Here is a 25,707-nt window from a genome sequence, read left to right on the forward strand (position 1 = left end):
AGTCCGCCTATGACAAAATAAACGTTCAAACGTAGTCGAGCATCTCTTAATCGTCGTCCTTATCCCAGGTTACCGAACGTATGGCACCCGAGATCGCATTCACCTGTACAGTCGCCTCCCGGCCGTCTTCCAGGTCGATCTCAACCAGGTAATACGGATTGCCACTGTTCGTACCACGTAGCTCCACATCATCCACTTCGCCAGGAACTCTCGCAAGTGCCTTCTGCTCCGCCTGCTTCTCACTTAGAAACTGTGGCTCTTTATCCGTCCCTCCCGTTGCCGATGGTGGAGGTGACTTGATCGCTTTGGAGGAAATAATCTCGCCCGTATATGGATCAAGCGTCAGTTCTTGGCGGCTGTTATCCTTGGCTTTTACCACTGCGGTGTACACAGGACTGCCTTTCTGTTCAACCAGTTCCAGCGATATAAGTTGCTCCCCTGCTCTTTTTTTCAGCAACTCCGACTTCATCTGCTCACGGCTCCACAGCGTCTTCTCTTCAGCCTGTGGACTCGACTCCAGACGTTTGATGGATTGAACAGCCGCCGTTACTGCATCGACCTGCACATCGTATAAACCGGTCTCCGAACGAAGCTGTATCAAATACGTACCGTCCTTCAGGGTAGAATGAATGATCTCCCCTGGATATTGATTCAGTACAGATTGCGCGACTGCATCAGCAGATAACTGCTCACGAGCAGGTTCCCACGGTTTCCACCACACCAGAGCTACAACAAGTACGACAACCAATGTTCCGGTCCCCAACCACAGTAACCTTCGTGATCCTTTACCAGTATGACTTCTTTTGGTATTTTTATCTCCATGCCTAAGCTCATGTTTGTTATCACTTCGTGTCATTTCAGGCCTCTGTTCCTGTTCTGTCATACGCACTTCCCCCTCACATTCTTCCACAACTGATCTGAGTATTCTCGTTGAAACGTTATAACTAGCCTTGTATGTCATCAGTATAGAAGAGAAGAATGAGAATTTCATGAGAGTGAGTTGCCTCGGCTGTCCGATTTGGATCGTGGTAAAATAATACATGCCTCCGTGCCAACACCTTCGGTACTCGTTAGCTCAATCTGTGCTCCGACAGCGCCTGCCAACTCCTTGGCAAGCGACAGTCCGAGACCAGACCCGCTGGCACTTCCGCTTCTAGTTCTAGAGACATCGACCTGGTAGAAACGGTCAAACACTTTCTCCAGATCCTCCTGCCGCATACCTATACCTGTATCCACAATCCGTATCCGGCACTGTTCTCCCTGGCTCTCCAGTTTGACTTCGATGGCATCTTCACTATATTTCCGGGCATTATCCAGCAAAATAAACAGTAGCTGCTTCAGCTTGCTCTCATCGCTGATCGCCCAGATGAGGCCTGAAGCGTCACACCGCACTTCTCGGTGATAAGCTTCGCGGAATGCTCGCGTAGAATCCGTAGCCAACTTCGTAATATCTACGCGTTCCAGTTGTACATTCCATTGCTCCGGCTGCTTGGCCAGGAGCAACAGTTGCTCCGTCAACTCACGCATGCGTACCGATTCAGACAGAATCGCTTCCACAGCTTCATCAAAGACTTCAGGCCGCTCCTTCCCCCGGCGCTGGAGCAGACTGGCGTAACTCTCAATGATCGTCAGCGGTGTTTTTAGCTCATGTGATGCATCCGAGACAAAACGTTCCTGCCGTTCAAAGTTTGATTCCAGCAGGTCCATCATGCGATTAAACGTCTGTCCCATCGTGTTCAGTTCGTCCTTTGATTTTGCCTCCAGCGGAAGTCGCTTGAACTGCCCACTCGCTTGAATATCACTCATTGTACGAGTCATTTGCTGGATCGGTCTTGTCATGCGATTCGCCAAAATTCGGCTGGAGATCACGGCAGGAATCAGGGCAACAATAGTCACGATGACTAGCACTGTACGCAGGGTAGCAAGTCCACTCTCTGTTTCAGCTACACTCTGAGTTACCTGCAGATTTACCACTTCGCCGTCCGGCCAGATTAATGGCATGGATACCCACACATATCCGACCTGATCCACCTGGGTATACTCTGCCTTTTTCTCATTCTCATACTGGTAAGATAACTTGCTGAGTTGTTCGGATGCTCCCGTTGTGGTTACTGGTGAACTGCTGCCGTCTTCATGTACAATGCGTAGCATGCCGTTCACGGGCGCATAAGCCCGAAGAAGATCGTCTGGCGGGATCGAGCCAGCGGACTGACGTACTCCTGCGACGATCGACTCGGCTTCTGCTTCGACTCGGCGAATCTCATTATTAATGGATACTCGCTCGAATACGAGGTAGACAGACAGATTCACTGCAATTAACAGCACGGCAAATAGAACCGACGAGTATCCGTAGATTTTACTGCGCAGGCTCATGTTTGCTCCTTCAGGACGTATCCTACGCCCCTTACGGTATGTATTAGAGGTGGCGTGAATCCGTTGTCCACCTTCTTGCGCACATAACGGATATACACGTCCACCACATTGGTATCGCCATAATAATCGTATCCCCACACGGATTGTACGATCTGATCCCGACTGAGCACCTGACGCTGGTTGCGTAGCAAATACACCAGTAGATCAAACTCACGAGGGGTAAGCTCTATGGCTTGTCCATCTCGAAAAACCTCGCGCGTCCCTTCATGCAGTTTTAAATCAGCTGCAGTTAACCACGCTGTGTCTGTTTCCTGTTGCTGACCTACTGACTCATGCACCGTTTCCTGCCCTGGGGCATGAGTCAATGTTCTGGCAGTAGAAACTGCAGCAAGTCGTAGCGCTGCACGAATTCGGGCCAGCAACTCTTCAATCTGAAAAGGCTTCGTGATATAGTCGTTGGCACCAAGATCCAGACCGGACACTTTATCCTCCACTGAATCTTTCGCTGTCAGCATAAGAATTGGGATAGCTGTATCTCTCGCTCGGATCCGCCGCAAAACCTCAATACCACTTAGGCCTGGCAGCATGATGTCCAATAGAATCAGATCCCATTGTCCTTCACTGTACTTTTCCAGCCCTTCCGTCCCACTTCCTGCCTTCGTGACCTGATACCCCTCGTACTGCAACTCCAGTTCAAGCAACCTTGCAATCTTGGGCTCATCTTCAATGACCAGCACAGCTTCATTCATGCTGATTCCCCCTCACCCGTCATATCCTTCTCCCGCTAGTTTACAACATCTGTTTACAATTTGCCTAAAGCGTCCGATACAGCATGATCTCCAGCTATCAGATCAAAGGCCATCCGATACGTCTTCTCTTCCTGCAAGGAGGCTGCAATTACACGTGCCACATCTTCACGAGCAATGCTACCCGGTTTCAGGTCAGTACCCACGGCCACTCTGCCGGTTCCCGGTTCATTTTTCAGACCTCCGGGACGAATAATGGTATAGTTCAGATCACTGGCGAACAGTGCACGATCCGCAAAATGCTTCGCTACATAATAGGGTTTGATCTCTTCCGGCCATTTACTCCGCTGATCGGCACCATAGGCACTGACCAGAATATATCTGGAAATGCCCTGTTTCTCTGCGGCCTCCATCGTTTTCACTGCACCGTCCAGGTCGATTAACAATGTTTTGTCCGGACCCGTTGAGCCGCCTGAACCAGCTGTAAACACGATGGCATTCTGATCTTTCATCGCTTCAGCAATCTCATCCACGGTACCCTCCAGATCACCCATGACAACCTGTGCTCCAAGTTCCTTCAGTGCGTCTGCCTGCTCCGGCTTGCGAATCAAGGCCGTAACCTGATGTTTGCCTTCCTGTGCCAGCTGTTCCACCAGGTGTTTACCAATCTGTCCATTTGCTCCAATCACCAGTACGTTCATTGTTCATTCTCCTCTCAGGTTGCGCAAAAGAGCGATATCATTGCTACCTGTCTGCTATATTTTTGTTTATCTTATAGACTTTTAATGTAAAAGCCTTACCTTATCTTTTAAACGAAAGCAGCTGCTTTTAAGCGCTAGCTGAGTCGCTCAACGCTACACGCTTGGCTCCTTGATATATCACAATACGGTATACCAACAGAATTCTTTGGAACGCGCACGTATTGTCCTGCTCATGATAAAGGAGACCCTGCCTCTCTTTCACTATTGCCTTTCTTCGCTCCTATCGGTTTCTAACGTTCCGTTTAATATCTGTATAAAGCCTTGTGTTCATACCTGTGAGCATCTCCGCGCTTCGCTTACCATCTGCATGAAGCATCGCTCCTCTTACTTCTCAGATCATATCAAGCAAGTTCAAGTCCAGAAAAGCATAACAAAAAAAGGACGCCCAATGGGCGCCCTTTAACGTTGGTGTTATAGATTAATAAGCCAGTGCGAACAAGCCATGGATGTGGGACAGGTAACGGATGTTACTTGCTTCTTTCATCATAGTTGCAGGCAGACCTTTCAGACGAGTCTGGTTGCCACCGATCATGCCGACAGCGTCTTTACGACCCAGACTTCCCAGCGTACCGGAGAAGATTGGCGAGAAGGATTCCATTGCGCCACCTTTGAACATTACGCCCAGGTTGTGACCAATGGTTTCACCCATTTGCCAAGCCAGTTGTGCCGTTGGAGGGTAAGGGCGAGCGCCTTCACTAGGGAAGACTACTGCGCTGTCACCAGCAACAAACACATCTTTGTGAGATGTGGATTGCAGAACTTCCGTTACTTTTGCACGGCCGCGATCCACTTCGATTCCACTGTTGGCAACAACGGCATTACCTTGTACGCCACCTGTCCATACCAGTGTGTTCGTAGGGATGGAGCTGCCGTCTTTCAGCATAACTTCGTTTTCTTTCATCTCTGTAATCGCTACGCCAACAATGAAGTTTACGCCGCGTTTTTCGAGACTGGATTTTGCACGATCAACCAGCTCTGGCGGGAAACCTGCCAGGATGGAAGGACCTGCTTCAACCGTGTAGAGGGAGATATCGTTGAAATCGATACCTTTTTCTTTACATACACCTGGAAGAAGATCAACGAATTCGCCGACAAGCTCGATACCTGTCAAGCCGCCGCCACCGATAACAAATGTAGCGTCTGCTTTGTTGCCGGATTGCTTGTATGCATCCAGACGTGCTTCAACATGCGCACGAATACGGTTTGCATCACTAACAGATTTCAGCGTGAAGCTGTATTCCTGCAGTCCCGGAATTCCGAAGTAAGCTGTTTCACTACCCAGAGCAACAACGAGTGCATCGTAAGAGTATGTGGAGCCGCTAGTCATGAGAACTTTTTTCTCGTCCGGCTTGATTGTATCCACCGTATCGATTTTCAGGTTCACATCTTTACCGCGCAGCAATTTTTCAAGCGGGAGAGCAACAGCTTGCTCAGCAATGCTTCCTGCTGCAAGACGGTGCAGTTCCGTAATAATTTGGTGTGTAGGGTAACGGTTCACGACAGTAATTGTCGCTTCTTCCGGAGTCAAGTATTGACGCGCAGTCAGCGCAGTCAACAGACCGCCGTATCCTCCACCCAAGATCAAAATTTGCTTCGACATATCCATCCTCCGTTCTTTCTAAGTCTTAACGTTTCGTTTGTTGACGCTCGTTCAAGATGCTCAAGAAAGATTGAGCAAAACGAAGCGATTGTTGTACGTTTGGATCTTTAAGCATTTTAAGCATAGCGAACAGGCCAACCGAAGATTGTTCGGTTTGTGCACGGTCATTTGCCTCGATGGCAGCAGAAGCTACACCTTTAGCTTTGTCTACAACAGGTTTAGCGAACTCACCCATTGCACTCATTGTGTCGCTGATCAGAACTTTGTCTGTAGCGATACCTTGTGCGAAGTCGTAAGCTTTCGTCATTGCAGTAACCATTTCAGCCAATTTAGGCAGGTTCTCCACCAATACAGTTAAAGACTCCTGTACCTCGGGCTTCATCAGTTGATCCAGTACGTCCAGGGACTGGCGCTCTGCGCCTTCTGTTACTGGCACCTCTTGTTGAGTAGGCGATTGTGACATAAGAGAAAGTCCTCCTTTACTTTGGGATAGAAGTCCGCGACTTTCATGATGCCTGTCAAGCTGAGCCGAACCACAAATACATCAATACACTAAATGTACCAAATTTCACACATTAGGATAAGAGCATCCAGAAAGACCACTCTCTCGCATGCATGGTATGTTGGGTCTGTTGCGCACAACACATGTTGACGCACAAAACGACAAGCAGGCCGAAATCGAACTCTATACCCTTATATTACACCTCTTACACATGAACATGAAAAAGAAATTTTTTACACTTGTGAAGATATTGTGAACATTGTAACAAAATCGATTTTTTTGTCAAGGAGTGTTGGCTTGTCTCGACGGGTCATATTTCTTTTCCAAACGCCACGAGCTACCATATGTGGTATTAAGACATGATCACAACAAACCATATGTACGAAAAGCACATATGAAAGTGCATGTTGAACGTTTTTTCAGGAATGGATTTCCAAAAATCTACCGTTCATGCAACGAATTTGGTCACTTTGGTTATTATGCAGCGACAGCCTCAGCCTTATTCTCCCCGTTCAAACATCTTACTCAAGCAAGTATGAACCTTCTCGAAAGAGAATGCAAAAATTCCACCCTAGGAAGGTGCGCTCACAACCTCAGGTTAGAACCCCTTCTCAAATCTATGTGTAATCGTGAACGTTTAAATTATCCTCAGCCCGGTTAATAAGGACTACACCAGACAACGAAGGAGATGTTCGATATGAGTAATTCAACTGGCGATAAAATTAAAGCAGGCATTAACAAGGCCAAAGGCGAAGTGAAGGATCAGATCGGTAACGCGACGAACAACAAGTCCCTTCAGGCTGAGGGTAAAATGGATAAGGCCAAAGGGGCCGTTCAAGATAAAGTGGCCGATGTGAAAAAACATCACGAATAATGTATTCTGGTTTGCATTCTCGGATCATCTTTACGCACCTTGTGTGAAGATCGCAAGAGTGGCAAACCAGCCTGACCGTCGAAGTTTGGGCTCAATTCGTTCGGATACGCCGAACATCTGAATCCGAATCTGATGACGGGGGCGCAAAAAAAGCCAAGGAAGGTGTAGAACAACCACCCTTCCCTGGCTTTTTTTGTTTTATAACGCTGGTACGGAATACCGTGCCATATCAATGATAAAGCTGCGACTTGTACGTGTTGTATGGTACTCCCGGTTGAATAGTCTAACCCAGTCGGCATGCTCCTGGTACCATTGGAATGTTCTCTCCAGACCCTGCTCCAGTGTAGTCTGGGGATACCAGCCAAACGATGCGCGCAACTTGCCGGAGTGTACAACCAAGCTGGAACCTCTGGATTGCGTAGGCTCCAGTTCCCTAATCTCTTTTGCTGTTGCTGATCGATCGAGTGGTTCCAGTAACATCCCGATCTCTTGCATCGTTGTTCCAATACCGGTAGAGATGTTATAGGTCTGTCCATCTTGGCCATGGGTCATAATCTGCTCGATCGCTCGCAACGCATCATCGATATACAGGAAATCACGTACAGCTGATCCCTGAATATCCAGTGGCAATCCATCCAGCATGCGCCCGAAGTTACGCGGGATAATGCGATCAGGAAGTTGCCATGGTCCGTATAAATTGGTCAGACGGAATGTTTTCACCGGAAGTTGATAACATTGAGCGTAGGATTGGGCTAGTGTCTCGCAAGCTACTTTCGAGGCAGAATAAGGGGAGACAGGTGCATAAGGGTCTGATTCGTTGTAAACTCTGCCCCATTCGCCACCGTACACTTCAACGGACGAAGCGAGTAAAAGAGGAATGTCGCGATCGGTAGCATATTGCAGGATAGCTTGTGTACTGAGGGTATTATTGCGAAATACCTCTGCGGGCTGATGATATGAATAGTCGACGTGAGGCATGGCGGCAAGATGAATGATGTAATCTATGTTCGGGGGTAAATGAATATTGTCTTTAGCAAGGTTACACTTGATGAATGGCATGTCGTGCAATGGAGAGCGGTGAACGAGTCTCTGACAGTAGTCATCCTGATCGAGCATAGTAACCTGATGTCCCTTTTGCGCCAAAAACTGTGAAAGATTAAATCCAACAAATCCTGAAGCTCCTGTAACCACAATGTTCACACATTTTCCCCCTACTCCTTTTTTTCATCGGGCGCTTTAAAGAGAATGTCTGTATCGAGTATAACCTGAAAACGATACATTTTGTATCATTTTACAAATATTTTTTTATTCCTTTATTCCCTGAAAGGTTAATACATGGAAAGAGGTGAACCCAAATGAGAGATCTAAGGCAAGATTATAGCGATATCCAGTCCATGAAATTTCAAGACGACGGAGTCATTCCGAATCATCCGCATCTGCCAGTACTTCTGTACAAAGGAGTCTGGCGTACCGAACCTACCCGTGCCGAATCCGAATTGAACCGGAATGAATGGGGCAATAGCTGGATCAACGGTGTATACGATTATCATCATTATCACAGCAATGCGCACGAGGTGCTTGCGGTAATGAGCGGATTTGTGAGGTTAATTATAGGCGGTGAGAACGGAAAGAAGGTCTATCTGGAGAGTGGTGATGTGGTTGTATTGCCCGCTGGAACCGGCCATAAACGTCTGGAAGCCAGTCCCGATTTTCGGATCGCGGGAGCTTATCCTGGAGGCATGAATTACAACACTCGAACAGGCAAACCAGAGGAGCGGCCTGAGGTGTTACAAGAAATTCTAGAGGTTCCTGTACCAGGCACAGACCCGGTATATGGGGAAGGCGGGCCTTTAACCAAGCTGTGGCTCAATCGCAGGGTTTGAGTTGCTGTCTTAATGAAAACCATATAAGCAGGGGGAAGATTCTCCGATTGGAGCTACATTCCCCTTGCTATTCGAACACGATAAAAACGCATGGCACGCGTATTGCCCTCCATATCGAGCTTGCCTTGAAGCACAAGTTGACGCACCCGGTATTCCCAATCGTATGCCTTGTCTGCTTATGAGGAAATCGTTTTTTCAGAAGCCTGCTGTATCGGATGTCGTTCATCCTGATCCGGTTTAAGCCGGGTGAAGTGACGTTCCAATTTCCGGCTCGCCCACAGAGATAATGCAATGAACAACACGACGCCGATCCAGCGTACCGGATGCTCCAGAAACTGCTCTACATTTGAACCAATATACGTTACAGAGAAAATCATAATACCTTTACCGAGCCCCACCGCAAGCAGGAAGGATAACAATCGCATACGGGCGATACCTGCAGCCACATTAATAATGACAAATGGCCCCACAGGAAAAATGCTAAGCAGGAATACATAACTGAATGCGTTTCTACGAATCCATACCATGCTGCGTTGTACACGCGGTTTGCGTGCCCATTTTTCCACAAAAGCAGACTTCCCGATCTCTCGCACGATCAGGAATGTCACGGTACAGCCAAGCACCATGCCGATCCAGGAGTACAAAAATCCTGCCCACAACCCGTACACCGCTCCGTTCACACCCACAATTAATAACGTTGGAAGCGGTGGTACAAAAGACTTCATAAACGTAAGCAAAATGCCCGGCAATGGACCGAGAGAACGAAACTTCTCCAGCCAGAACCGAATATTTTCCTCCGTGATGTATGACATAATATCAAGTGCTGCTGGTGTCATCCGCATCCATCCAATCTATTCGATCTATAAAAAGTAGTACATTTTAAAAACAATTCGACTGCCGCCCTCCAAGTATAACGTACATTAGGATGTCGCATCGTTGTCAATTTGAAGAAATATTTGAATAGGAGAGCAAATCAAAAAAGCACACCCTGATCATTCACCCAGGTGTGCTCTACATATAAAAGCTCCTGAAACTTCAGGAGCATAGCTTGTCTATCGCTTATTCCAATCCCGTTTCCTGTATCTCCAGCGCAAGCAGTTCTGCCTGATGGGCTGCATTCCACTCTGGAATGCCCGAACGCATGAACTCGTCCGCATCCATCGCCGCTTTGGATTGATTACACAGATTGCAGGCACATACACAATTGAGCGGTGTTGTATGTCCACCTTTGGCCCGTGGAAGAAGATGATCAATAGTATCTCCATAGGAGCCGCAGAAGTAACAGGTATACTTGTCACGGTCCAGAATAAACCGCTTGAAATCCTTGTTGCTGAACAATCGGCGAATGGTATACCGATTAATCACAACGGCAGCTTTTTCCTTCACCAGTGTAACGGCAAGTTCCATATCCACTTCCTGATGCCAGCGGCGTCCTTTGTCCGTTTTGCCGCGCATGCGCACCATGCCCTGACGGTTGGTCCGGAGCGAAGCCGGATCTTCCGGGTCAATCGCTGCCGGCGGCGCGTGATGACGCCGCGGTCGGCCATCCATGCCAGCCCCGTGACTGCGGCTGGCATGCGATGGCTCGCGCCCGGCGGCGGCTGGCTGTGCCTTCGCCGCCGAAGAAGCCTTGCCCGTGCTGGCCTCGTCACGGGCAAGGCCGGGCTCCGGCGCAGGGGCCTCAGCAGCTTCGCTGCGGGCCTGCCCTGCGCCGGGCGCGAGCGCCGCTGCAAGCTTGCGGCGCCGCTTGCGTTTGCGCCGGGCTGCGGGTGGCTCGTCCGCAGCCACAGGCGCTGGCCCTGCTGCCGGGCCATCCGGCGTAGCCGGCAGCAGGGCTTGGGCCGCCGATGCTTGCTCGGCGGCCGGAACTGCAGCGGCAGCTCGCTTGCGAGCCCGCTGTGCACTGCCCTTGCCATTCGCAGCGGCTACGCCTGGCGAATGCACATCGCCGGGCGGATGCTCCCCGCCCGGCAGCCTCCTATCCACCGCATACAGATCGGTGGATGCCTCACTCTCGCTCTCTGCCTGAGCAGAGGCATGCGCATGTATCACCTCTAACGGCTTCTTTTTCCGTCGTCTTCGGCGTTTTTTCCGCTGGCTGGGCGTATCACTAACCGAAACGATCGCTACATCCTTCTCCATCTGGTCGATCAACACAGCCCCAGCTTCAGCATGTGAATTTACGCGTTTCCCCAAATCACGGCCTTGTTCCTTACCTGCGGCTGACCCCTGCAGCGCAATCCGCTCATTCCGTTCCCATTCGTTCTTCACCGAAGATGAAGTCATGTCTTCCCGAAGGGTGTTGTCCATCCCATCTTGACCACGACGCTCCAGCTTTGCAGATGGAGATGCTTGGGCTACTCGCATATCACGGTTATGTTGTTCTCGTACACCGAGTTGACGACAACGGCGACAGGCTCCGCGTCTGGCTCCCGAACTCGCACGCCTTCCCGTTCTACGCCGAAACTCCGACGCAGGCCGTCGCTCTCCGCAATACATACATGTCTTGGTTTGTCGCGTTTCGTGTGCTGTCTTCCCTTCGCGGAAAGGGGCTGATCCTGTCTCCATGGTTGTCACCTCGATTCCGAATGAATCCGGTTTCTTTCTATTGTATCACAACTGCTCTCGAACACCCTCATAGCTATAAGACTTGTACTCTTCCGACTCAAATTCAGTTGTCTGCTCGTTGCATTCGTGAAGAATGTGCTCCACATATTCCAATATATCTTGCATCGGTTTCCCGCATTGTTCACATCTTGTCATGTATGATCACCTTGATCCTGTTCTCGAAGTTTTCTATAAGTTGAACTAAAGCTGTCTAAACTGAACACTACGACGACAGAATAACCTTCCCATCGCTGTTATCCCCGGATTTTTCTGTCCTCTCCGTTTCTGTGTAAATAAATAGTTCAACTTATATAGTAGTTATTATCTTTCCGCCTTATGATTACCCTTGTATTCTGAAAAAGAAACATTCGTTCCCACGATAAACACCCATAGTATCTGCAGAACCCCCGAATCACTTCAGCACAACAAAAAGCCATTCTCGAGCTCAGCCTAAGGCTGAACCGGAAAATGGCTTTTAATCAGGTATGATCTGACTTCAAGATCAAACATCCACTTGCCCCGAATGTTGTTGCGGTACAAGACGCGGCTTCGGTTTGGGCAAATTACCAAAGATAATCCAGGCATGTGGCAGGAATCGTGCCGCCAGCCCAACCACAATCCATGAAGCGATCAGTGCAATACCAAATCCGGCGGCGTACCACAGATGAATCAACCAGGATACCCCCGTTTGGGGTGGATGCTCACGATAAAACAAAAGGAAAAACGGATGAATCAGATAAATGCCGAAGGATAATGTACCCAGTCGATTTAGCGGTTTGACGATTAGTGCAGGACCTTTGCGGTAGAGCAAGTATGCAATCTGAATAATGACCAGTGCACAGGCAAAGGTATGCACATTCCAGAAAAGCTCATACCATAACGTGTTATAGGTCGCAATTTTCAACCGTAGCAAATAATAAATATATACGTGAGCAAGTCCCGCCGTGATCCACACAACCCACAGCACAATCCATGAAACTACGCGCACTTTAGTTGCATTCGCCCGACTGATCACAAACCATTGTTTGATCTGCGGGAAATATACGCCCATAAAAGCTCCAAGCATGAAATAGGAGAAATAAGAGAAAGCCCAGCTTCCTTTGTTGGGCACCTGGAACCCGTATTTATTACTGACGATGAAGGCCCATTGAATAAAAAGCCCGATCGGGATAGACCACTTTACAACAGAAGGATGTTTCTTTAATAGCCATAGCACCAGTGGGAAGATGAGATAAAATTGCATATTAATAAAAACAAAATATAGATGCGTGTAGGCTTTGCCTGTAAACAGCCTTTCAATAAAAGTAATCAACGACTCATTAAACGGGCGTCCCTGGTAATACAAGTAATGCAGCACAACAAAATACATAATCGAAAACAGGAAGTAAGGTAACAAAATGTAGACAAAGCGCTTCTTGTAAAAATTCGTGACTAATCTCTTGTCTAGCGGACGGGTATAATAATTATAGAACAGCACAAAGCTGCTCAAAAAAATAAAGGTTGGTGTACCATATTTCATGAAAATATTAACAAAGTTGTACAACCAATAGTAACTGGAATTGGTCATTTCCAGCGTAGCATTGGAGGTGGAATGTACAAATAGCACACCGATAATCGCCACAGCCCGTACGAGATTTAACTCCGGGATTCGTTCTCTTTTCAGTGTTTGACTCATGGTTTAGAGGTTCTCCTTTATGTATTCGTCAATATGTTAAATATGACTTAGTCCATTAAGCTCTCTATCTATTAAAAGGCATATCGCTTAACATGTGTAGTCCAATTCCTTAATTTTTCTTTAATTTCCAAGAAGTTTTCAGATCATTCACATCGTCAGACATGTCAAAAAGACCGCTGTGACGCGGCCTGAGGCTTGTTGTGTCGTTACTCTAACTTTTTTTATTTACCGGTACAAAAATGTTAAACTCAGGTTCATGATCATTGGAATCCTGCTTCATAGGGTACACTTCATAATGCGTAAGCGGTTCATTCGATAGAAAAAGTCCCTGTTCTTCAATCCATGCATAGATTAAATGATAAGAAGATTCAATGGATTCTCCTTTGATATGGGTGTATTTCACATAATCATGTGCCGGAACTTCAAATTGAACCATTCCCTCCGGGACATTCGGAGATGCCACGTCATCTACCTGGACGGCAACATAGTGGACAAACCCGGTTTCTGTCATATGATACGACAAACCCAATAGCTCATCCGGATGCATCATATTCTTGATTTCATGCAGGCGACGCTTAAATTCGGTCTGCACCTTGCGAATACCTCCAGCCCCTGCCTCAGCGAACGTTCCCTCCCATTTCAGACCAATCATTGTTGCGGCTTCTTTACCGATCAACTCTGCAGATTGTATTTGTTTCATACACCTCATCCCTTCGTTCAACAATAAAATCGACAATGCCATGTTTTCCTGTTCTAACTCTACCTTATACTAAAACAGTAACAAATTCTGTAATTAAATACCATATTTAATTACATTTCGCACATGTCCTAATTTATATAACAAAAGGCAAGGAGTTCCCTCCCTGCCTTCATCATCATTCAAAATTCAGTTTTTCTCCCGACTCGCCAGAATCTGCTTGTACACGTCAATGGCTGCCTGTCTGGAAACTTTCAGATCTACGATCGCATCCTTGCGTGGTTGGTGAATCTCCTTGCTATGCAAATCCTTCAACTCGGGTAGCCACTTGCGAATATAGTCGCCCTGAGCATCATACTTCTCAGACTGCGTAACCGGATTATTCACACGGAAATATGGCGCAGCATTTTCACCCAGCGAGGCGCACCACAGCCAGTTCCCCCGATTCTGGATGTTATCATAATCTTTCAGCTTCCTTCTGAAGTATGCTTCACCCAGCGTGAACGGACACTGAAGGTTTTTCGTCAAAAACATCGCTGTCAGAATGCGGAGCCGATTGGGCATATGCCCGGTCTCGTTCAGTTCTGTCATGGCTGCATCAATAATCGGAATGCCCGTTTCCGCTCTGCACCAACGTTCGAAATGAGTATCTTGAAGAACAGAGAGATCATACACTTTTTCATACGTAAAATAATCTTGCTCATAGACTGCCCTGTACAAGTAGAAATCGCGGAAACAGAGCTGTCTGATCCACTCCCCAGCTTCGGATATACGCTGTGCAGCATCATACATCTTGCGAATAGATACTGCCCCCACAGCTACATATGAGCTGAGATGGCTTGGCTCATAGGCCTCGAACTCATCCCGATGATCCCCGTAATCTGCTACTCGTTCGGACAGAAAACGATCCAGCAACATATGTGGATTCTCTTCATCTCCTGCCTCATCCGAATTCTCCAACAAAGCATGAGGAACCTTCATAGCCTCCGGCCAATCCACAATTCGTTCAGTGACGTCCACGTCTGCAATCGTGATTGCCGATGGTGGATTAGGATGTTCATTCATGAATTCAACCCAGCGTCGATGGAAGGCGGCAAAGACTTTATAGGGTTCTGATTTGCCTGTGAAACTGGCGAAGGCTTTCAGATCAACCAGCAAATGATCCGTCAGTTGGGTGAATGTGATCCCATAGGATTCACAGACTTTACGTATCTCTCGATCCCGTTCCATCGCATATGGCGTCATGTCCCGATGGACGACAATCTCACTGATCTTGTCCTCCATGTGGCTCAGTAACCAATCCACCACTTCGGCGGGTTTGCCATAAGCTACTTGCAGCTGCCGTTTCGCTTTCTTATACTTTCTGCCCAGTGTTGCGGCATGACGGAGGAAGTTTGCACCGCTATGCTCCTTCTCCCGGCCTTGCCGGAGCAGGAATGGATCATAGATCAACACATGCAGGCTCTCTTCTTCCTGCTCACGCAAATAATCCAAAGCGCTTAGATCATCTGTACGCAGATCTTTGCGGTGTATGAATAATTTCATGCGCTACACCCCTTCTGCCTAGGGCGTGTCTTGAAACCTATTGAAGTGCATCTTTCACCGCCTTTCCCCCCCCTGCTGCGTCAGTTTCCCTTGACGTGCCCCAGCACGCCTGCAGAAAACTTCCTTGCTTGGAACGAAAATTCAGCAAAACCTGCCTTCTTCAGAGTTTTCAGACACGCCCTAAATATCTATTGTCTATTGTTTGGTCAGACTTTCGTATAGTTTGCTCGTTTCAGGTTCGGGCTGATGACCCAAATCCTCTTTCAAGGTCAATGTAAAGGAATGATACAGTCGCAATATGCCTTGTTGATCATCCATGGAAGCATAGATCTCCATCATTAACCGGCAGATTTCTTCTGAATAAGGCTCACGTTCCTGCAATTCCATTAATAGCTCAATCGCCTGCTCGCCCCGCTTGTGGGACATCTCCCAATGAGCGATATCCATGACAAGTCCCATATACTTACGACGGAGCTCCCTGCTCTTGGATCTGGCCCAATCATAGTCATGCTCTTCCAGATAATCGCCGCGATACAGCAGGGCGACCTGTCTCAGCTCGTTCACATTATCCGAAGTAACAGCTTCATAGGACAAGGCCTGCTCAAATTGTTCAATATCGCTCACCAAGTTACCTGTCAGCAGACGATAACGGTTCATATTGTACTCCAGCTTGCCTGTCATGTTCCATTCCTTCAATAATTTGCGAATCTGATAGACAGAAGTATGTAGCAGTGTCAGCCCTTTATCCTGAGATACATCGGCCCAAAGCTTATCAAGCAGAACCTCCTTGCTTACCCACTCTTCCCGGTGATGAAACAAAAATGCAAATAACTCCTGAGATTTGGTGGTGCGCCATTTATGCTTCTCGGCGCTATGATCCATACTTCTGAATATATCCAGATGTTTAAAAGTCAACAAACCAGGTGCTTTAAATTCCAACTCCTCGGCCTGGGCTTCAGGTTCCGATTCTTGCACCTCCATCGTCGCTGCTGTCTGAGCGTGATAAGACATCGTACCTGCAATACGATCGATGGTCTTGCTAAGTCTGGCAGAACTGACCGGTTTTAATACATAATCCAGAGCATGCAACTCGAATGCCTCCACCGCATGGTCCGCATACGCGGTTACAAATATGATTCGAATGCTTGAATCGAGTTGCTGTATATATTCAGCCGCTTCCAGACCATTAACCTCTGGCATACCAATATCCAGAAATACAACATCCACACGATCGATGGTCAAATAATGAATACCTTCGCGTGCTGTTGAAAAACATTGAACAGGATTAATTCTTCCATCTGACTGCAGCAGGCGCTGCAGATGAAGCTGCGCCGGCTTCTCATCATCAATGACTATGGCTCTCAACGTTCCCCAACCTCCTGCCATGAGAGATTTAATATGGATAGCCGCTATATCGGCTTTGGCTTATTCATGTTAACCATACTTACCCAATCCATGAACTCAAAGTCTCATGTAAAATGATTAACCTGGTTCAGCGGAATATGAAATTGAATTTGTGTACCGCTTCCTACATGACTCTGAATATTCAGTCCCTGTCCATAGAGCGACATAAGACGGCGATTGATATTTTGAAGCCCAACACCTCCGGGACCTTCTGTTCGACCTGACTTCACCTGAGCCATACGTTCAGGAGGTATACCCACACCGTCATCCTGTACACGAACGATGACATCGTCACCTTCCTGGAAAATATGAAGCCGCACCGTACCGCCTGCAGCCCTCTCCATAACCCCATGACGAATCGCATTCTCTACAAGCGGTTGAATGGTGAGCGGTGGTAAAAACAACCTTAAATCCGGCTGTACTTCATATTTAACGACAAGCCTGTCTTCAAACCTCGCCTGTTCCAGATGAACGTAGGACTCTACCAATTCGAGCTCTTTGTACAACGGAACCAGTTGATCCCTGTTCTGAAAATCAAAGCTGCCTCGCAAATAATGACTCAATTCGATAAGCAGGTCCGTTGCCTTATCGGGATCTACAGCACAAGTTGCAATAATTACATTCAGCGCATTGTAGAGAAAATGAGGTTTGATCTGCGCCTGAAGAAAGGCCATCTCCGCCCGAATCGTATCCTGTACAGAGGTACGCAGGTCGATCAGCGTTCGAACCCGCGCCCGTAATTCACCCGCATCGACAGGTTTACTCAAAAAGTCATTTGCCCCCGCCTGGAAGCCATGCCGAATATCCTCGGGTAATCCACGAGCAGTCAGCATCAGAATAGGCAACTCGGACAACGAACGATGCTCCCGAAGCTTGCGACAAAGCTCCGGACCGGACATTTTGGGCATCATCCAGTCGGTAATAACCAGATCTATGGATGGGTGTTGCTCATACAGCTCGATTGCTTTAAAACCGCTGTCTGCTGCAATGACCCGGTAATGCTCCGTAGAGAGCAAGTTCAGAAGCACATGTCGATTCACAGGATCATCATCCACAATCAGAATCGTAGGTTCCCCAACATGATTCCCATCCTGTTCCTGCATTGGACTGGAGTCATTCAAATCCCTGGCTACATAGTCCTTCGCCTTTTTTCCTTGTGTTGTCACATAACGAGCCGGCACGGGGTTGATCTGTTCTTGTAGTAACGGTAATTGTACAATGGGTAACGTAAAATGAAACGTCGATCCGACTCCCGGTTCTGATTCGACCCATATTTCGCCTTCACCCAACTCAACAAGTTTTTTCGTGATGCTGAGACCCAGCCCGGTCCCCTCATAAGCCCGTTCCATCGTTCCATTGCTTTGCTCGTAAGATTGAAAAATATCATGCAGCCTTTCGGATGCAATCCCCACGCCAGTATCCGCAACAGATACTCTGACCTTGTCCCCTTCCACAGAGGCATACAGCCGGATCACGCCATGCTCCGTAAACTTGTAAGCATTGCCAAGAAGGTTATAGAGAATCTGCCGCAACCGATGCTCGTCCGCTTCCACCAGCGGTAATGCATCAGGCCATTGCTGAATCAGCACAATGGGCTTGTCATCGAACGTAAACCCCGAAACCTCAACCACTGTTCGAGCGACCGACTCCAGATCAACAGGAACGCGATTTAACTCGATTTCGCTGTTTTTTAGTTTGGAGAAGTCCAAAATATCATTGACTAGCAGGGATAATCTTTTCCCCGTAGCGGTAATCATGGACAGATTTTTGGCTTGTTTTGGCGTAACAGCTCCTGCCGCTCCTTCCAGCATAGACTCCGCAATGTTAATAATGCCATGTAGCGGTGTCCTCAGCTCATGCGACGTATTCGCCATGAATTCATCCTTGAGGCTGTCAATCACCAGCAAACGCTCCGACAAAGCTTCCACTTCAAGGAATGACTGCGCAAAACGAATAGCTGTAACAAACATCTGAATCAGAACAAATAACAAAAGTTCAAGTAATGCTAGAAAAGCGGTATCAATGGCCACAAATGCCCCGATCGTGAACAACACAACAACCATGATAATACTCATTAGGCCGACCAATGCAAAGTGGCTGTCGTTTGTCCTCTTACGCGACCAAAAGATCATGGTTCGTATCGCATAGAATAACACTGAGAACGAAATAAGCAGCATCGGTGCTTCAAAGGCCGAGAATAGTGTGGTGGGAAAAGTAAGACCTATCAGAGATTGAGCAACAAGCAGAATAAAGCCCAAACGCACAAACCAACCATGGACGGCCCCCGGCACTAATGCAGCCAGATATCGAAGCAAAAAATAATACGAGAATGCTCCGCTGAGAAGTTGAAGTCGAAGCATCGCATCGTGCGTCAGTAAAGGTATAAATGTGGCCAGCAGCTTCTCTCCATGCGTGAGGGCATACAATGCACCCGAAAGGCTGAACAGTCCTAGAAATTGGAGCTCTTTCTCACTGCGGCGCAGTCTGAACAACACGAGAAAAAAAACAGCGGGCAGAATAAATCCAAACAAGGTCATCAGATCCTTGAGCCCGTCCAACTGCTGGCTTCGGAAAATACTAGCCTCATCCCCGAATAAAACAGATGCAACTATACCTCCAGACGCATAGCTATAATTGGATACCTGAATAATAATGTCAGCTGTATCTCCCTCTATGGAAGTAAAGCCTGTAAAGGGTAGATTCTTTTGACGGTCTGAATCTTTGGTTACCCCAGGAGAACCCATACCCCCTATGAGATTTCCATTAATAAAAATGCGATGTGACATGCGTATATTCTGTGTATGAATCCCATAACGTTTCTGTAAGTGGCTTGGGGTGAGTTTCACTTGCATGTGATATGTTCCATAACCTTGTCCTTTTCCAAGTGCTGCATTCCATTTGGACGGAACCCGAACATCCATAGGAGCGGACAAGGGTCTGCGGCCTGACATATCCGCTTCAAAATCTTCCGGACCGAGCAGCTTGTCAGGATAGTAGTCCCAGATGCCATTTAGCTTAGCGACACCTTCCTGGCTGAAATCCCATTGACGTAAATCTATACGCCCCTTTATAACCTGAGGATTGTCCCGCTCACTGATCCATACCTGGGCGATCCATCCCAGTGGAAGCAGAACGACACAAATGAAACTTAGTGTCAACATGATCCAGTGTTTTCTCATCTATGTATTCCTTCCACCCTCATTACAGCGACAGATATCACTTTTTGTCGATTTTTTTCTATAAATCCATGTTACACGTTTCCGGTGCTCACGGAAATAGTTCATGAACAGTTTTAGCTCATTTCATAGCAAAAAAATGCTTTTAAGGCTTTCTTATGGTAGGGCGACAGGCCAAAAAGCCCCGAACTATTCTCGCCAGATGGAAACCAGGGAGAAGCCGGGGCTTAGAGATGCTCTTAGGGTAGGGTACGTAGGTACGTAGGGTACGCAACGCACATCCTGCATTTCGTGTTATTCGGTGGCTGTTTTAAGCTTTACTTAACGACCTGAACCAGCTTCTGTACAAGACCAGCCCAACCTTGAGCCATACGTTCGCGGATCACCGCATGGGCCTGTCCGAATTCAGTCAGTTTATCCGCATCCCATCCGCTATGAATCAATGTAAAATGGGTTCCTTCCGCTTGTTCAGCAAGTTCAAATGTTAACGTCCAATCTTTTCCCCAGCGAAAGCTCAGCTTCTGTTGCGGTTGCACTTCAATCACTTGGCAAGGGGATTGTCCAAAAGGTCCTGCTTCCAGTGTGAATTCATGTCCTTCGACTGGCTCCAAATTGCTGGGCATGAACCACGACCCCAGTCCTTCTGCTGTCGAGACCTTAGGCCATACTTTTGCAACAGATGCCATCAATACAAGTTCTTCCTTAATATCCGGTAATGCCGTTGGTGATGATTCCATTCCTGGGTTACCTCCTTGACGCTTTTTTCTAACTCAACCTATAATGGGTTTATCTTACATATAAGGTGTGTGATTCCTATGATAGTCTGCTCTGAAAAATCCATTTCCAAACACGGTTGCCGGAAGGGATAGTTCCGCAAGAATTTACCTTCCACACTTCTGTTTTAAACATCCTTACTAGTGGAGGTATTATACAATGTCATTCAGTTATTACGGCCCTTTATGCACCAAGGTATACGATATTACCAAGCCTATCGGACACTCCTTGGGAGGCGATATCGAATTTTACAGCAACCTGCTGCAGCATTGCAACGGACGCATCCTTGAAGCAATGTCAGGTTCTGGCCGAATGCTCATTCCATTACTCGAAACAGGGTTGAAAGTTGATGGAGTCGATTATTCAGAAGCTATGGTTCAGTCCTGCCGTTCCCGATGCACCGAACGTAATCTACCTATGCCTGAGCTGTTTGTAGCCGATCTTGAAAATTTGCAGCTTCCCTATCGTTACGAAGCCATTATTATTCCAAGCGGCTCACTGATGCTTATCCAGGATCGTCGTTCTTCTATTCGAATCCTCCAGAATCTGTATGATCACTTAGAGGCAGGGGGCAGGTTAATCTTTGATCTCTTTTTGCCTGACGTGACGAAGCCCGCTTCCATTGATACATCTACTGTCCGCTTACCAGGTGGTGACACGATTACCATTGAAGTGAGAACGACCGAAATCAATCTGTTGCACCAGTATAAAACAAACCTGATTCGCTATGAACAATGGCACCAAGGTAAACTCGTGGGCACGGAGATGCAGGAACTCACCTTAAGATGGTATGGTGTGGAGGAGTTACGTCTTGTGCTGGAGAAGATTGGATTCACCGATATCGAAGTCTATGCAGACTTTGATCCCGAGCAAGCTCCCACACAATCCAGTCAAAAGTTCGTCTATGAAGCAAGACGCAAGAAATAGTTATATGAGTTTGGTGCACGATTTGAACTACCCATAAGATATGCACCAAATAACGATGGTTCATTAAATTGGCCACCACGAACGCCTTACCAACGATACACTAACGATTCAAGAAAATAGGATGCAGAAATTCTAACGATCACCACGGGCCTTATTTGCCCCTAAACGAGGCTTTCCAAATTCTAACGATCTCCAGTGGGCTTATTTCATCGAAAAACCTGAAAAACAGTTCCCATTGAAGCAAAATAAGCCAAATAACGTCTCTGGTGATCGTTAGAAAATAGGAATGGCTGAAATCACCTAAATAAGGTTTCTCCTGATCGTTAGCGCTCTTCACGGCCGCTAAGCTGTAGCATGGCTTTCCTAGTACCCGGTGCCCTGCTTCCTGATAGGAAGCGTCAGCCACCACACCATCAATATCCCCGAGAATATTGCTCGGCAATCGCCGCCTGCTCTTTGCTGACACCTAGTTCAAGAGCAGCATGATTGGCCCAGTACGGGTCACGTAACATGCCTCTGCCAATGGCAACCAGATCAACATCACCGTTGCCGATCACGGCCTGTGCCAGTGCCGCGTCCTCCAACATGCCTACAGCGATTACAGGTGCCTTCAACTCGTCCCGAAAACGACGGGCAAAAGGAACCTGATACCCCGGATAGTTCCCGGGTTTACGCTGACCAGATGGCCCTTCACCGCCCGAACTGATGTGGAACATGTCCACGCCTGCTTCCTGATAGGCACGGCCAATCTCGATGGTATGATCGAGATCATACCCGCCGTCCGCATACTCCACCGCAGAAATTCGCATAATGAGCGGCATGTCAGCAGGCATTTCTTTTTTCACCGCACGAATCACCTCTACGCCAAAACGAGACAGATCTTGTCCATACACATCCTCGCGATGATTCATCAGCGGAGAGTGGAATTGGTGAATCAGATAACCGTGTGCACCATGCAGCTCGATTGCATCCACACCCGCTTGAACCGCACGACGCACACCATCTGCGAACTTCTGCACCATCGCTTCCACTTCTTCGGTGGTCAACGCGCGCGGCTCTTTATATTGTTCTCCCGGAAACGTGACAACAGAAGGAGCAACAGGCTGGGGTGCATCCTCGGCTTTACGTCCTGCATGTGCGATCTGGATCGCCACTTTAGAGCCGTAAGCATGCATTCCGTCTACCAGCTTGGCGAAGGCGGGGATATGCTCGTCTGACCAAATCCCCAGATCATTGTCTGTAATCCGTCCGTCCGGGTCAACGTCTGTCATTTCAATAATAATGAGTCCTGTTCCACCCACAGCACGGCTCACATAGTGAACCTGATGCCAATCATTCGGGATGCCATCCTTCGCCGTAACCGAATATTGACACATCGGTGCCATAACGACACGGTTCTGTAACGCTAAGCTTTTATATTGATAAGGTGAGAATAATTGCTCTGTCATTGTTGAGTACAACTCCTATCCATGGTCTATATCTGTAGCTTAGTTGGGTGAACATGTCATCCGCCTGAACTGATCAGTTTGGTTCCTGATCGGAGAACATTTTCCCGTTTTTACCGTAGTTATCTTTCTCCAAATCCTCTATGAAAATAAAGACCTTACTCGCTTCCACACCCAGCGTATCACAAGCAACCTCGGTCATTCGTTCGATCAACTGGCGCTTCTGCTCCTTCGTTTTGCCTTCCAGCATCTTCACTGTAATAAATGGCATGATCTACACACATCCTTTCTTCATAGCTATTATGAACCTGAGGTTCAAAAATTCAAGTACGCACTTTTTGGTGCCCTTCCATCCCGTCAGCAGAATACCCTTCTCGAAATAAGATCAAAACATGGTATGATATCGTTACAAACTCATCAAAAGGGATATCCTACCAATAAGATTCCATTTTGAAAGGCTGAAGGAGATGTCACCATCCCGCAAAGCACAAAGACATTCTGGAGTGCCTGATATCCTGAATGTGATGTGATCCAATGATAACGTTACACTTGTACAGTCTGGCAGATCATATTCAACCTATATATTACCCATAAAGGAGCGATTTCACTTGAAAGATATATTGATTCAGAGACTTAGCACATACGTACAGATGGATACCCAATCCGATGAAAATAGTGACACCTGTCCATCCACGCCCGGACAACTGGCGCTGGGCAAGCTTCTTGTCGAAGAATGTACCTCCATCGGACTGCAAGAAGTCACGATGGATGAGAATGGCTATGTCATGGCAACACTTCCGTCCAATACGGACAAGGATGTGCCTGTCATTGGATTCCTCGCCCATCTCGACACTGCTACTGACTTTACCGGTAAAAATGTAAAACCACAGGTTGTCGAGAACTATGATGGCTCTGATCTCGTGCTGAACCAGGAGCTGGACGTTATTTTGTCCACTAAGGACTTCCCTGAACTCCATGAGTACAAAGGACATACGCTGATTACCACCGATGGCACAACGTTGCTCGGTGCAGATAATAAAGCAGGGATTGCCGAGATCATGACGGCGATGGCATACCTGATCGAGCACCCGGAAGTGAAACACGGCAAGATTCGGGTTGCTTTTACTCCCGATGAAGAGATCGGCCGCGGTCCACACAAGTTTGATGTCGCTGCCTTTGGTGCTAAATACGCCTACACTGTAGACGGCGGGCCACTGGGGGAACTGGAGTATGAGAGTTTTAACGCGGCAGCAGCCAAGATTACGGTACGCGGTACGAATGTGCATCCCGGTACGGCAAAAGGCAAAATGGTGAATTCACTGAAAATTGCGATGGAATTAAACAGCAAGCTACCTGTAGAGGAAGCACCTGAATCCACCGAAGGTTACGAAGGCTTCTACCACCTGCTGGCGATGGAAGGTGATGTAGAGCTGACGAAGATGCACTATATTATTCGTGATTTTGATCGGGAGAAGTTTGAAGCACGCAAAACCAACCTGTTAAACATCACAGGGGAACTGAAAGCGAAGTACGGAGATAAAAGCGTTATGGTAGAGATGAACGACCAGTACTATAATATGCGTGAAAAAATTGAGCCGGTTCGCCAGATCGTTGATATCGCGCACGAAGCCATGACAAAGCTGGGTATCGAGCCAATTATTCGTCCAATTCGGGGAGGAACAGACGGCTCCCAGCTCTCCTACATGGGCATGCCAACACCGAATATCTTCACAGGTGGGGAAAACTATCACGGCAAGTTCGAATATGTATCGGTAGATAATATGGTCAAGGCCACACAGGTTATTGTGGAGATTGCACAATTATTTGAGCAACACGGGAATGTCTGATCGAAGCAGACGGGATCAAGGTTGATTCATACAGAATAGACAGAACGCAAAAGAGCACCTTCTTCGTTGAAGGGTGCTCTTTGTAGTATCACTTCACTCGTACACATTCCCTCCTGCAATCTCTCGTAGTTCTTCCACGTTCTGAATGACGATTTTACGCCCTACTTTGCGAATAATATCTCGTCTGCACAAGTCCTGAATAACCCGATTGAGATGCCTGTAGCTGGTACCCAGCAAATCAGCAAGTTCCGTCAATTTGGATGTCTGAATCTCCTCTGATGCAGCTGTATCCTGATCAGCCGTAGATAACATATAGCTGGCAAATCTGCTTTCAACAGGATAGAGCATGTTCAGGCTCGACAGATTCGAGAACGTGTACAGCTTGTGTGTCACCTGACTTAGCATAAAATGGAGGAATTTCGGATTCTCCGCATACGTATTCTGAATGACACGGTAGCTGATGGCGAGTAACAAACTGCGATTCACAGACTGCACGATATTGTTCGCTTCTTTTCCATTCACAAGCTCCAAGTCACCCACAAGGGCGAGTGGTGTACTGAATCTGAGCAACAGTGACTTGCCATTCGGCAGTGTTGTGAAGATTTTTAGCTTACCTTCAACGAGAAAATATAAACGTTCAGGACGTTCTCCTTTTTCACAAATAATCTCGCCCTTCTCCGCCTCAAGCAGACGCAGCTCGGCAATTAACGTTTCGTCCAACACCTGATCCAATCCATGCTCCCGGACAAGTTGTCGCATAAGCTCAAAGTTCAACACTTCCTTCATCCAAACCACCTCCAATGTGATCTCCTTGCTATACAAAGTGGACACATGTCCCATATTTCAATCAAATTAGCAACGAATAATTGGC

At 47.5% G+C, this 25,707-nt stretch carries 24 protein-coding genes; 4 read left to right on the forward strand and 20 right to left on the reverse strand.

The genetic code is table 11. The annotated features are described in order from the left end of the window. Positions 1–46: 46 nt before the first annotated feature. The 6 genes from J2T16_RS15220 to J2T16_RS15245 form a co-directional block, all read right to left on the reverse strand. The gene (locus J2T16_RS15220; RefSeq protein WP_336121648.1) at positions 47–883 is read right to left on the reverse strand and encodes a PepSY domain-containing protein; all 837 of its coding nucleotides are present in this window, start codon (positions 881–883) and stop codon (positions 47–49) included. A 104-nt stretch (positions 884–987) separates the two neighbouring features. Beyond that, entirely contained in the window at positions 988–2,373 is a 1,386-nt protein-coding gene (locus tag J2T16_RS15225) for a sensor histidine kinase (RefSeq protein WP_336121647.1), read from the reverse strand. After that, the gene (locus J2T16_RS15230) at positions 2,370–3,122 is read right to left on the reverse strand and encodes a response regulator transcription factor (RefSeq protein ID WP_336121646.1); all 753 of its coding nucleotides are present in this window, start codon (positions 3,120–3,122) and stop codon (positions 2,370–2,372) included. The genes J2T16_RS15225 and J2T16_RS15230 overlap by 4 nt, the downstream gene beginning before the upstream one ends. 53 nt (positions 3,123–3,175) lie before the next feature. Beyond that, positions 3,176–3,820: an SDR family oxidoreductase gene (locus J2T16_RS15235; protein WP_221786731.1), complete on the reverse strand. Its 645-nt coding sequence runs from the start codon at positions 3,818–3,820 to the stop codon at positions 3,176–3,178. A gap of 478 nt (positions 3,821–4,298) precedes the next feature. Beyond that, positions 4,299–5,480: an NAD(P)/FAD-dependent oxidoreductase gene (locus J2T16_RS15240; RefSeq protein ID WP_090921560.1), complete on the reverse strand. Its 1,182-nt coding sequence runs from the start codon at positions 5,478–5,480 to the stop codon at positions 4,299–4,301. Positions 5,481–5,505: 25 nt separating this feature from the next. Continuing rightward, positions 5,506–5,943: a DUF1641 domain-containing protein gene (locus J2T16_RS15245; protein WP_090921558.1), complete on the reverse strand. Its 438-nt coding sequence runs from the start codon at positions 5,941–5,943 to the stop codon at positions 5,506–5,508. Between the two features lie 736 nt (positions 5,944–6,679). Here J2T16_RS15245 and J2T16_RS15250 point away from each other — a divergent pair. Beyond that, entirely contained in the window at positions 6,680–6,856 is a 177-nt protein-coding gene (locus J2T16_RS15250; protein WP_090921556.1) for a CsbD family protein, read from the forward strand. A 198-nt stretch (positions 6,857–7,054) separates the two neighbouring features. Here the strand turns inward: J2T16_RS15250 and J2T16_RS15255 are convergent, their stop codons facing one another. Beyond that, complete coding sequence (locus J2T16_RS15255; RefSeq protein ID WP_336121645.1) at positions 7,055–8,056, reverse strand: NAD-dependent epimerase/dehydratase family protein; 1,002 nt, start codon at positions 8,054–8,056, stop codon at positions 7,055–7,057. Positions 8,057–8,211: 155 nt separating this feature from the next. Here J2T16_RS15255 and J2T16_RS15260 point away from each other — a divergent pair, with 155 nt between their 5' ends. Next, a complete protein-coding gene (locus J2T16_RS15260) occupies positions 8,212–8,739 on the forward strand; it encodes a cupin domain-containing protein (RefSeq protein WP_221786733.1) in 528 nt (175 codons plus the stop codon). Between the two features lie 176 nt (positions 8,740–8,915). On the opposite strand, the gene J2T16_RS15265 is transcribed toward J2T16_RS15260, so the two are convergent. The 9 genes from J2T16_RS15265 to J2T16_RS15305 form a co-directional block, all read right to left on the reverse strand. Continuing rightward, entirely contained in the window at positions 8,916–9,575 is a 660-nt protein-coding gene (locus J2T16_RS15265; RefSeq protein ID WP_434349219.1) for a TVP38/TMEM64 family protein, read from the reverse strand. 223 nt (positions 9,576–9,798) lie between these two features. Then, entirely contained in the window at positions 9,799–11,307 is a 1,509-nt protein-coding gene (locus J2T16_RS15270; RefSeq protein WP_499018644.1) for an HNH endonuclease, read from the reverse strand. Between the two features lie 45 nt (positions 11,308–11,352). Then, complete coding sequence (locus J2T16_RS15275; RefSeq protein ID WP_499018645.1) at positions 11,353–11,502, reverse strand: hypothetical protein; 150 nt, start codon at positions 11,500–11,502, stop codon at positions 11,353–11,355. A 346-nt stretch (positions 11,503–11,848) separates the two neighbouring features. Further along, on the reverse strand, positions 11,849–13,021 hold the full coding sequence (locus tag J2T16_RS15280) for an acyltransferase family protein (protein WP_154959588.1): 1,173 nt from the start codon (positions 13,019–13,021) through the stop codon (positions 11,849–11,851). Positions 13,022–13,232: 211 nt separating this feature from the next. Next, positions 13,233–13,721, reverse strand: coding sequence for a GyrI-like domain-containing protein (locus tag J2T16_RS15285; RefSeq protein ID WP_221786738.1), 489 nt, complete (start codon positions 13,719–13,721; stop codon positions 13,233–13,235). A gap of 186 nt (positions 13,722–13,907) precedes the next feature. Then, the gene (locus tag J2T16_RS15290) at positions 13,908–15,263 is read right to left on the reverse strand and encodes a cryptochrome/photolyase family protein (protein WP_221786740.1); all 1,356 of its coding nucleotides are present in this window, start codon (positions 15,261–15,263) and stop codon (positions 13,908–13,910) included. A 195-nt stretch (positions 15,264–15,458) separates the two neighbouring features. Continuing rightward, entirely contained in the window at positions 15,459–16,628 is a 1,170-nt protein-coding gene (locus J2T16_RS15295; RefSeq protein WP_221786742.1) for a response regulator, read from the reverse strand. A gap of 104 nt (positions 16,629–16,732) precedes the next feature. Then, entirely contained in the window at positions 16,733–19,846 is a 3,114-nt protein-coding gene (locus J2T16_RS15300) for a hybrid sensor histidine kinase/response regulator (RefSeq protein WP_499018646.1), read from the reverse strand. Positions 19,847–20,160: 314 nt separating this feature from the next. Then, positions 20,161–20,580: an SRPBCC family protein gene (locus J2T16_RS15305; protein ID WP_499018647.1), complete on the reverse strand. Its 420-nt coding sequence runs from the start codon at positions 20,578–20,580 to the stop codon at positions 20,161–20,163. Positions 20,581–20,776: 196 nt separating this feature from the next. Here J2T16_RS15305 and J2T16_RS15310 point away from each other — a divergent pair, with 196 nt between their 5' ends. After that, positions 20,777–21,544, forward strand: a complete 768-nt coding sequence (locus tag J2T16_RS15310; RefSeq protein ID WP_221786750.1) for a class I SAM-dependent methyltransferase — start codon at positions 20,777–20,779, stop codon at positions 21,542–21,544. Between the two features lie 151 nt (positions 21,545–21,695). Here J2T16_RS15310 and J2T16_RS15315 read toward each other — a convergent pair whose 3' ends face one another. The 3 genes from J2T16_RS15315 to thmT form a co-directional block, all read right to left on the reverse strand. Beyond that, on the reverse strand, positions 21,696–21,986 hold the full coding sequence (locus J2T16_RS15315) for a hypothetical protein (RefSeq protein WP_499018649.1): 291 nt from the start codon (positions 21,984–21,986) through the stop codon (positions 21,696–21,698). Then, positions 21,958–22,992, reverse strand: a complete 1,035-nt coding sequence (locus tag J2T16_RS15320; protein WP_499018650.1) for an NADH:flavin oxidoreductase/NADH oxidase — start codon at positions 22,990–22,992, stop codon at positions 21,958–21,960. The genes J2T16_RS15315 and J2T16_RS15320 overlap by 29 nt, the downstream gene beginning before the upstream one ends. A 73-nt stretch (positions 22,993–23,065) precedes the next feature. Then, complete coding sequence (gene thmT / locus J2T16_RS15325) at positions 23,066–23,260, reverse strand: 2-hydroxymuconate tautomerase (protein WP_090921533.1); 195 nt, start codon at positions 23,258–23,260, stop codon at positions 23,066–23,068. Positions 23,261–23,597: 337 nt separating this feature from the next. Here thmT and pepT point away from each other — a divergent pair, with 337 nt between their 5' ends. Then, entirely contained in the window at positions 23,598–24,836 is a 1,239-nt protein-coding gene (pepT, locus tag J2T16_RS15330; RefSeq protein ID WP_336121640.1) for a peptidase T, read from the forward strand. Between the two features lie 93 nt (positions 24,837–24,929). Here the strand turns inward: pepT and J2T16_RS15335 are convergent, their stop codons facing one another. Then, a complete protein-coding gene (locus J2T16_RS15335; protein WP_090921529.1) occupies positions 24,930–25,622 on the reverse strand; it encodes a Crp/Fnr family transcriptional regulator in 693 nt (230 codons plus the stop codon). Positions 25,623–25,707 lie beyond the last annotated feature (85 nt).

It is taken from the genome of Paenibacillus intestini (genome assembly GCF_030803945.1).
In the GTDB taxonomy this organism is placed as follows: domain Bacteria; phylum Bacillota; class Bacilli; order Paenibacillales; family Paenibacillaceae; genus Paenibacillus; species Paenibacillus polysaccharolyticus.

Excerpts from the sequence above, each read along its gene's own strand:
- J2T16_RS15285 (WP_221786738.1), bottom strand. The coding sequence starts at position 13,721 with ATGAAACAAATACAATCTGCAGAGTTGATCGGTAAAGAAGCCGCAACA.
- J2T16_RS15280 (WP_154959588.1), bottom strand. The coding sequence starts at position 13,021 with ATGAGTCAAACACTGAAAAGAGAACGAATCCCGGAGTTAAATCTCGTA.
- J2T16_RS15225 (WP_336121647.1), bottom strand. The coding sequence starts at position 2,373 with ATGAGCCTGCGCAGTAAAATCTACGGATACTCGTCGGTTCTATTTGCC.
- J2T16_RS15235 (WP_221786731.1), bottom strand. The coding sequence starts at position 3,820 with ATGAACGTACTGGTGATTGGAGCAAATGGACAGATTGGTAAACACCTG.
- J2T16_RS15275 (WP_499018645.1), bottom strand. The coding sequence starts at position 11,502 with ATGACAAGATGTGAACAATGCGGGAAACCGATGCAAGATATATTGGAA.
- J2T16_RS15270 (WP_499018644.1), bottom strand. The coding sequence starts at position 11,307 with ATGGAGACAGGATCAGCCCCTTTCCGCGAAGGGAAGACAGCACACGAA.
- J2T16_RS15240 (WP_090921560.1), bottom strand. The coding sequence starts at position 5,480 with ATGTCGAAGCAAATTTTGATCTTGGGTGGAGGATACGGCGGTCTGTTG.
- J2T16_RS15260 (WP_221786733.1), top strand. The coding sequence starts at position 8,212 with ATGAGAGATCTAAGGCAAGATTATAGCGATATCCAGTCCATGAAATTT.
- J2T16_RS15265 (WP_434349219.1), bottom strand. The coding sequence starts at position 9,575 with ATGACACCAGCAGCACTTGATATTATGTCATACATCACGGAGGAAAAT.
- J2T16_RS15320 (WP_499018650.1), bottom strand. The coding sequence starts at position 22,992 with ATGACAGAGCAATTATTCTCACCTTATCAATATAAAAGCTTAGCGTTA.
- J2T16_RS15305 (WP_499018647.1), bottom strand. The coding sequence starts at position 20,580 with ATGGAATCATCACCAACGGCATTACCGGATATTAAGGAAGAACTTGTA.
- J2T16_RS15220 (WP_336121648.1), bottom strand. The coding sequence starts at position 883 with ATGACAGAACAGGAACAGAGGCCTGAAATGACACGAAGTGATAACAAA.
- J2T16_RS15250 (WP_090921556.1), top strand. The coding sequence starts at position 6,680 with ATGAGTAATTCAACTGGCGATAAAATTAAAGCAGGCATTAACAAGGCC.
- J2T16_RS15290 (WP_221786740.1), bottom strand. The coding sequence starts at position 15,263 with ATGAAATTATTCATACACCGCAAAGATCTGCGTACAGATGATCTAAGC.
- J2T16_RS15300 (WP_499018646.1), bottom strand. The coding sequence starts at position 19,846 with ATGAGAAAACACTGGATCATGTTGACACTAAGTTTCATTTGTGTCGTT.
- J2T16_RS15230 (WP_336121646.1), bottom strand. The coding sequence starts at position 3,122 with ATGAATGAAGCTGTGCTGGTCATTGAAGATGAGCCCAAGATTGCAAGG.
- J2T16_RS15310 (WP_221786750.1), top strand. The coding sequence starts at position 20,777 with ATGTCATTCAGTTATTACGGCCCTTTATGCACCAAGGTATACGATATT.
- thmT (WP_090921533.1), bottom strand. The coding sequence starts at position 23,260 with ATGCCATTTATTACAGTGAAGATGCTGGAAGGCAAAACGAAGGAGCAG.
- J2T16_RS15335 (WP_090921529.1), bottom strand. The coding sequence starts at position 25,622 with ATGAAGGAAGTGTTGAACTTTGAGCTTATGCGACAACTTGTCCGGGAG.
- J2T16_RS15245 (WP_090921558.1), bottom strand. The coding sequence starts at position 5,943 with ATGTCACAATCGCCTACTCAACAAGAGGTGCCAGTAACAGAAGGCGCA.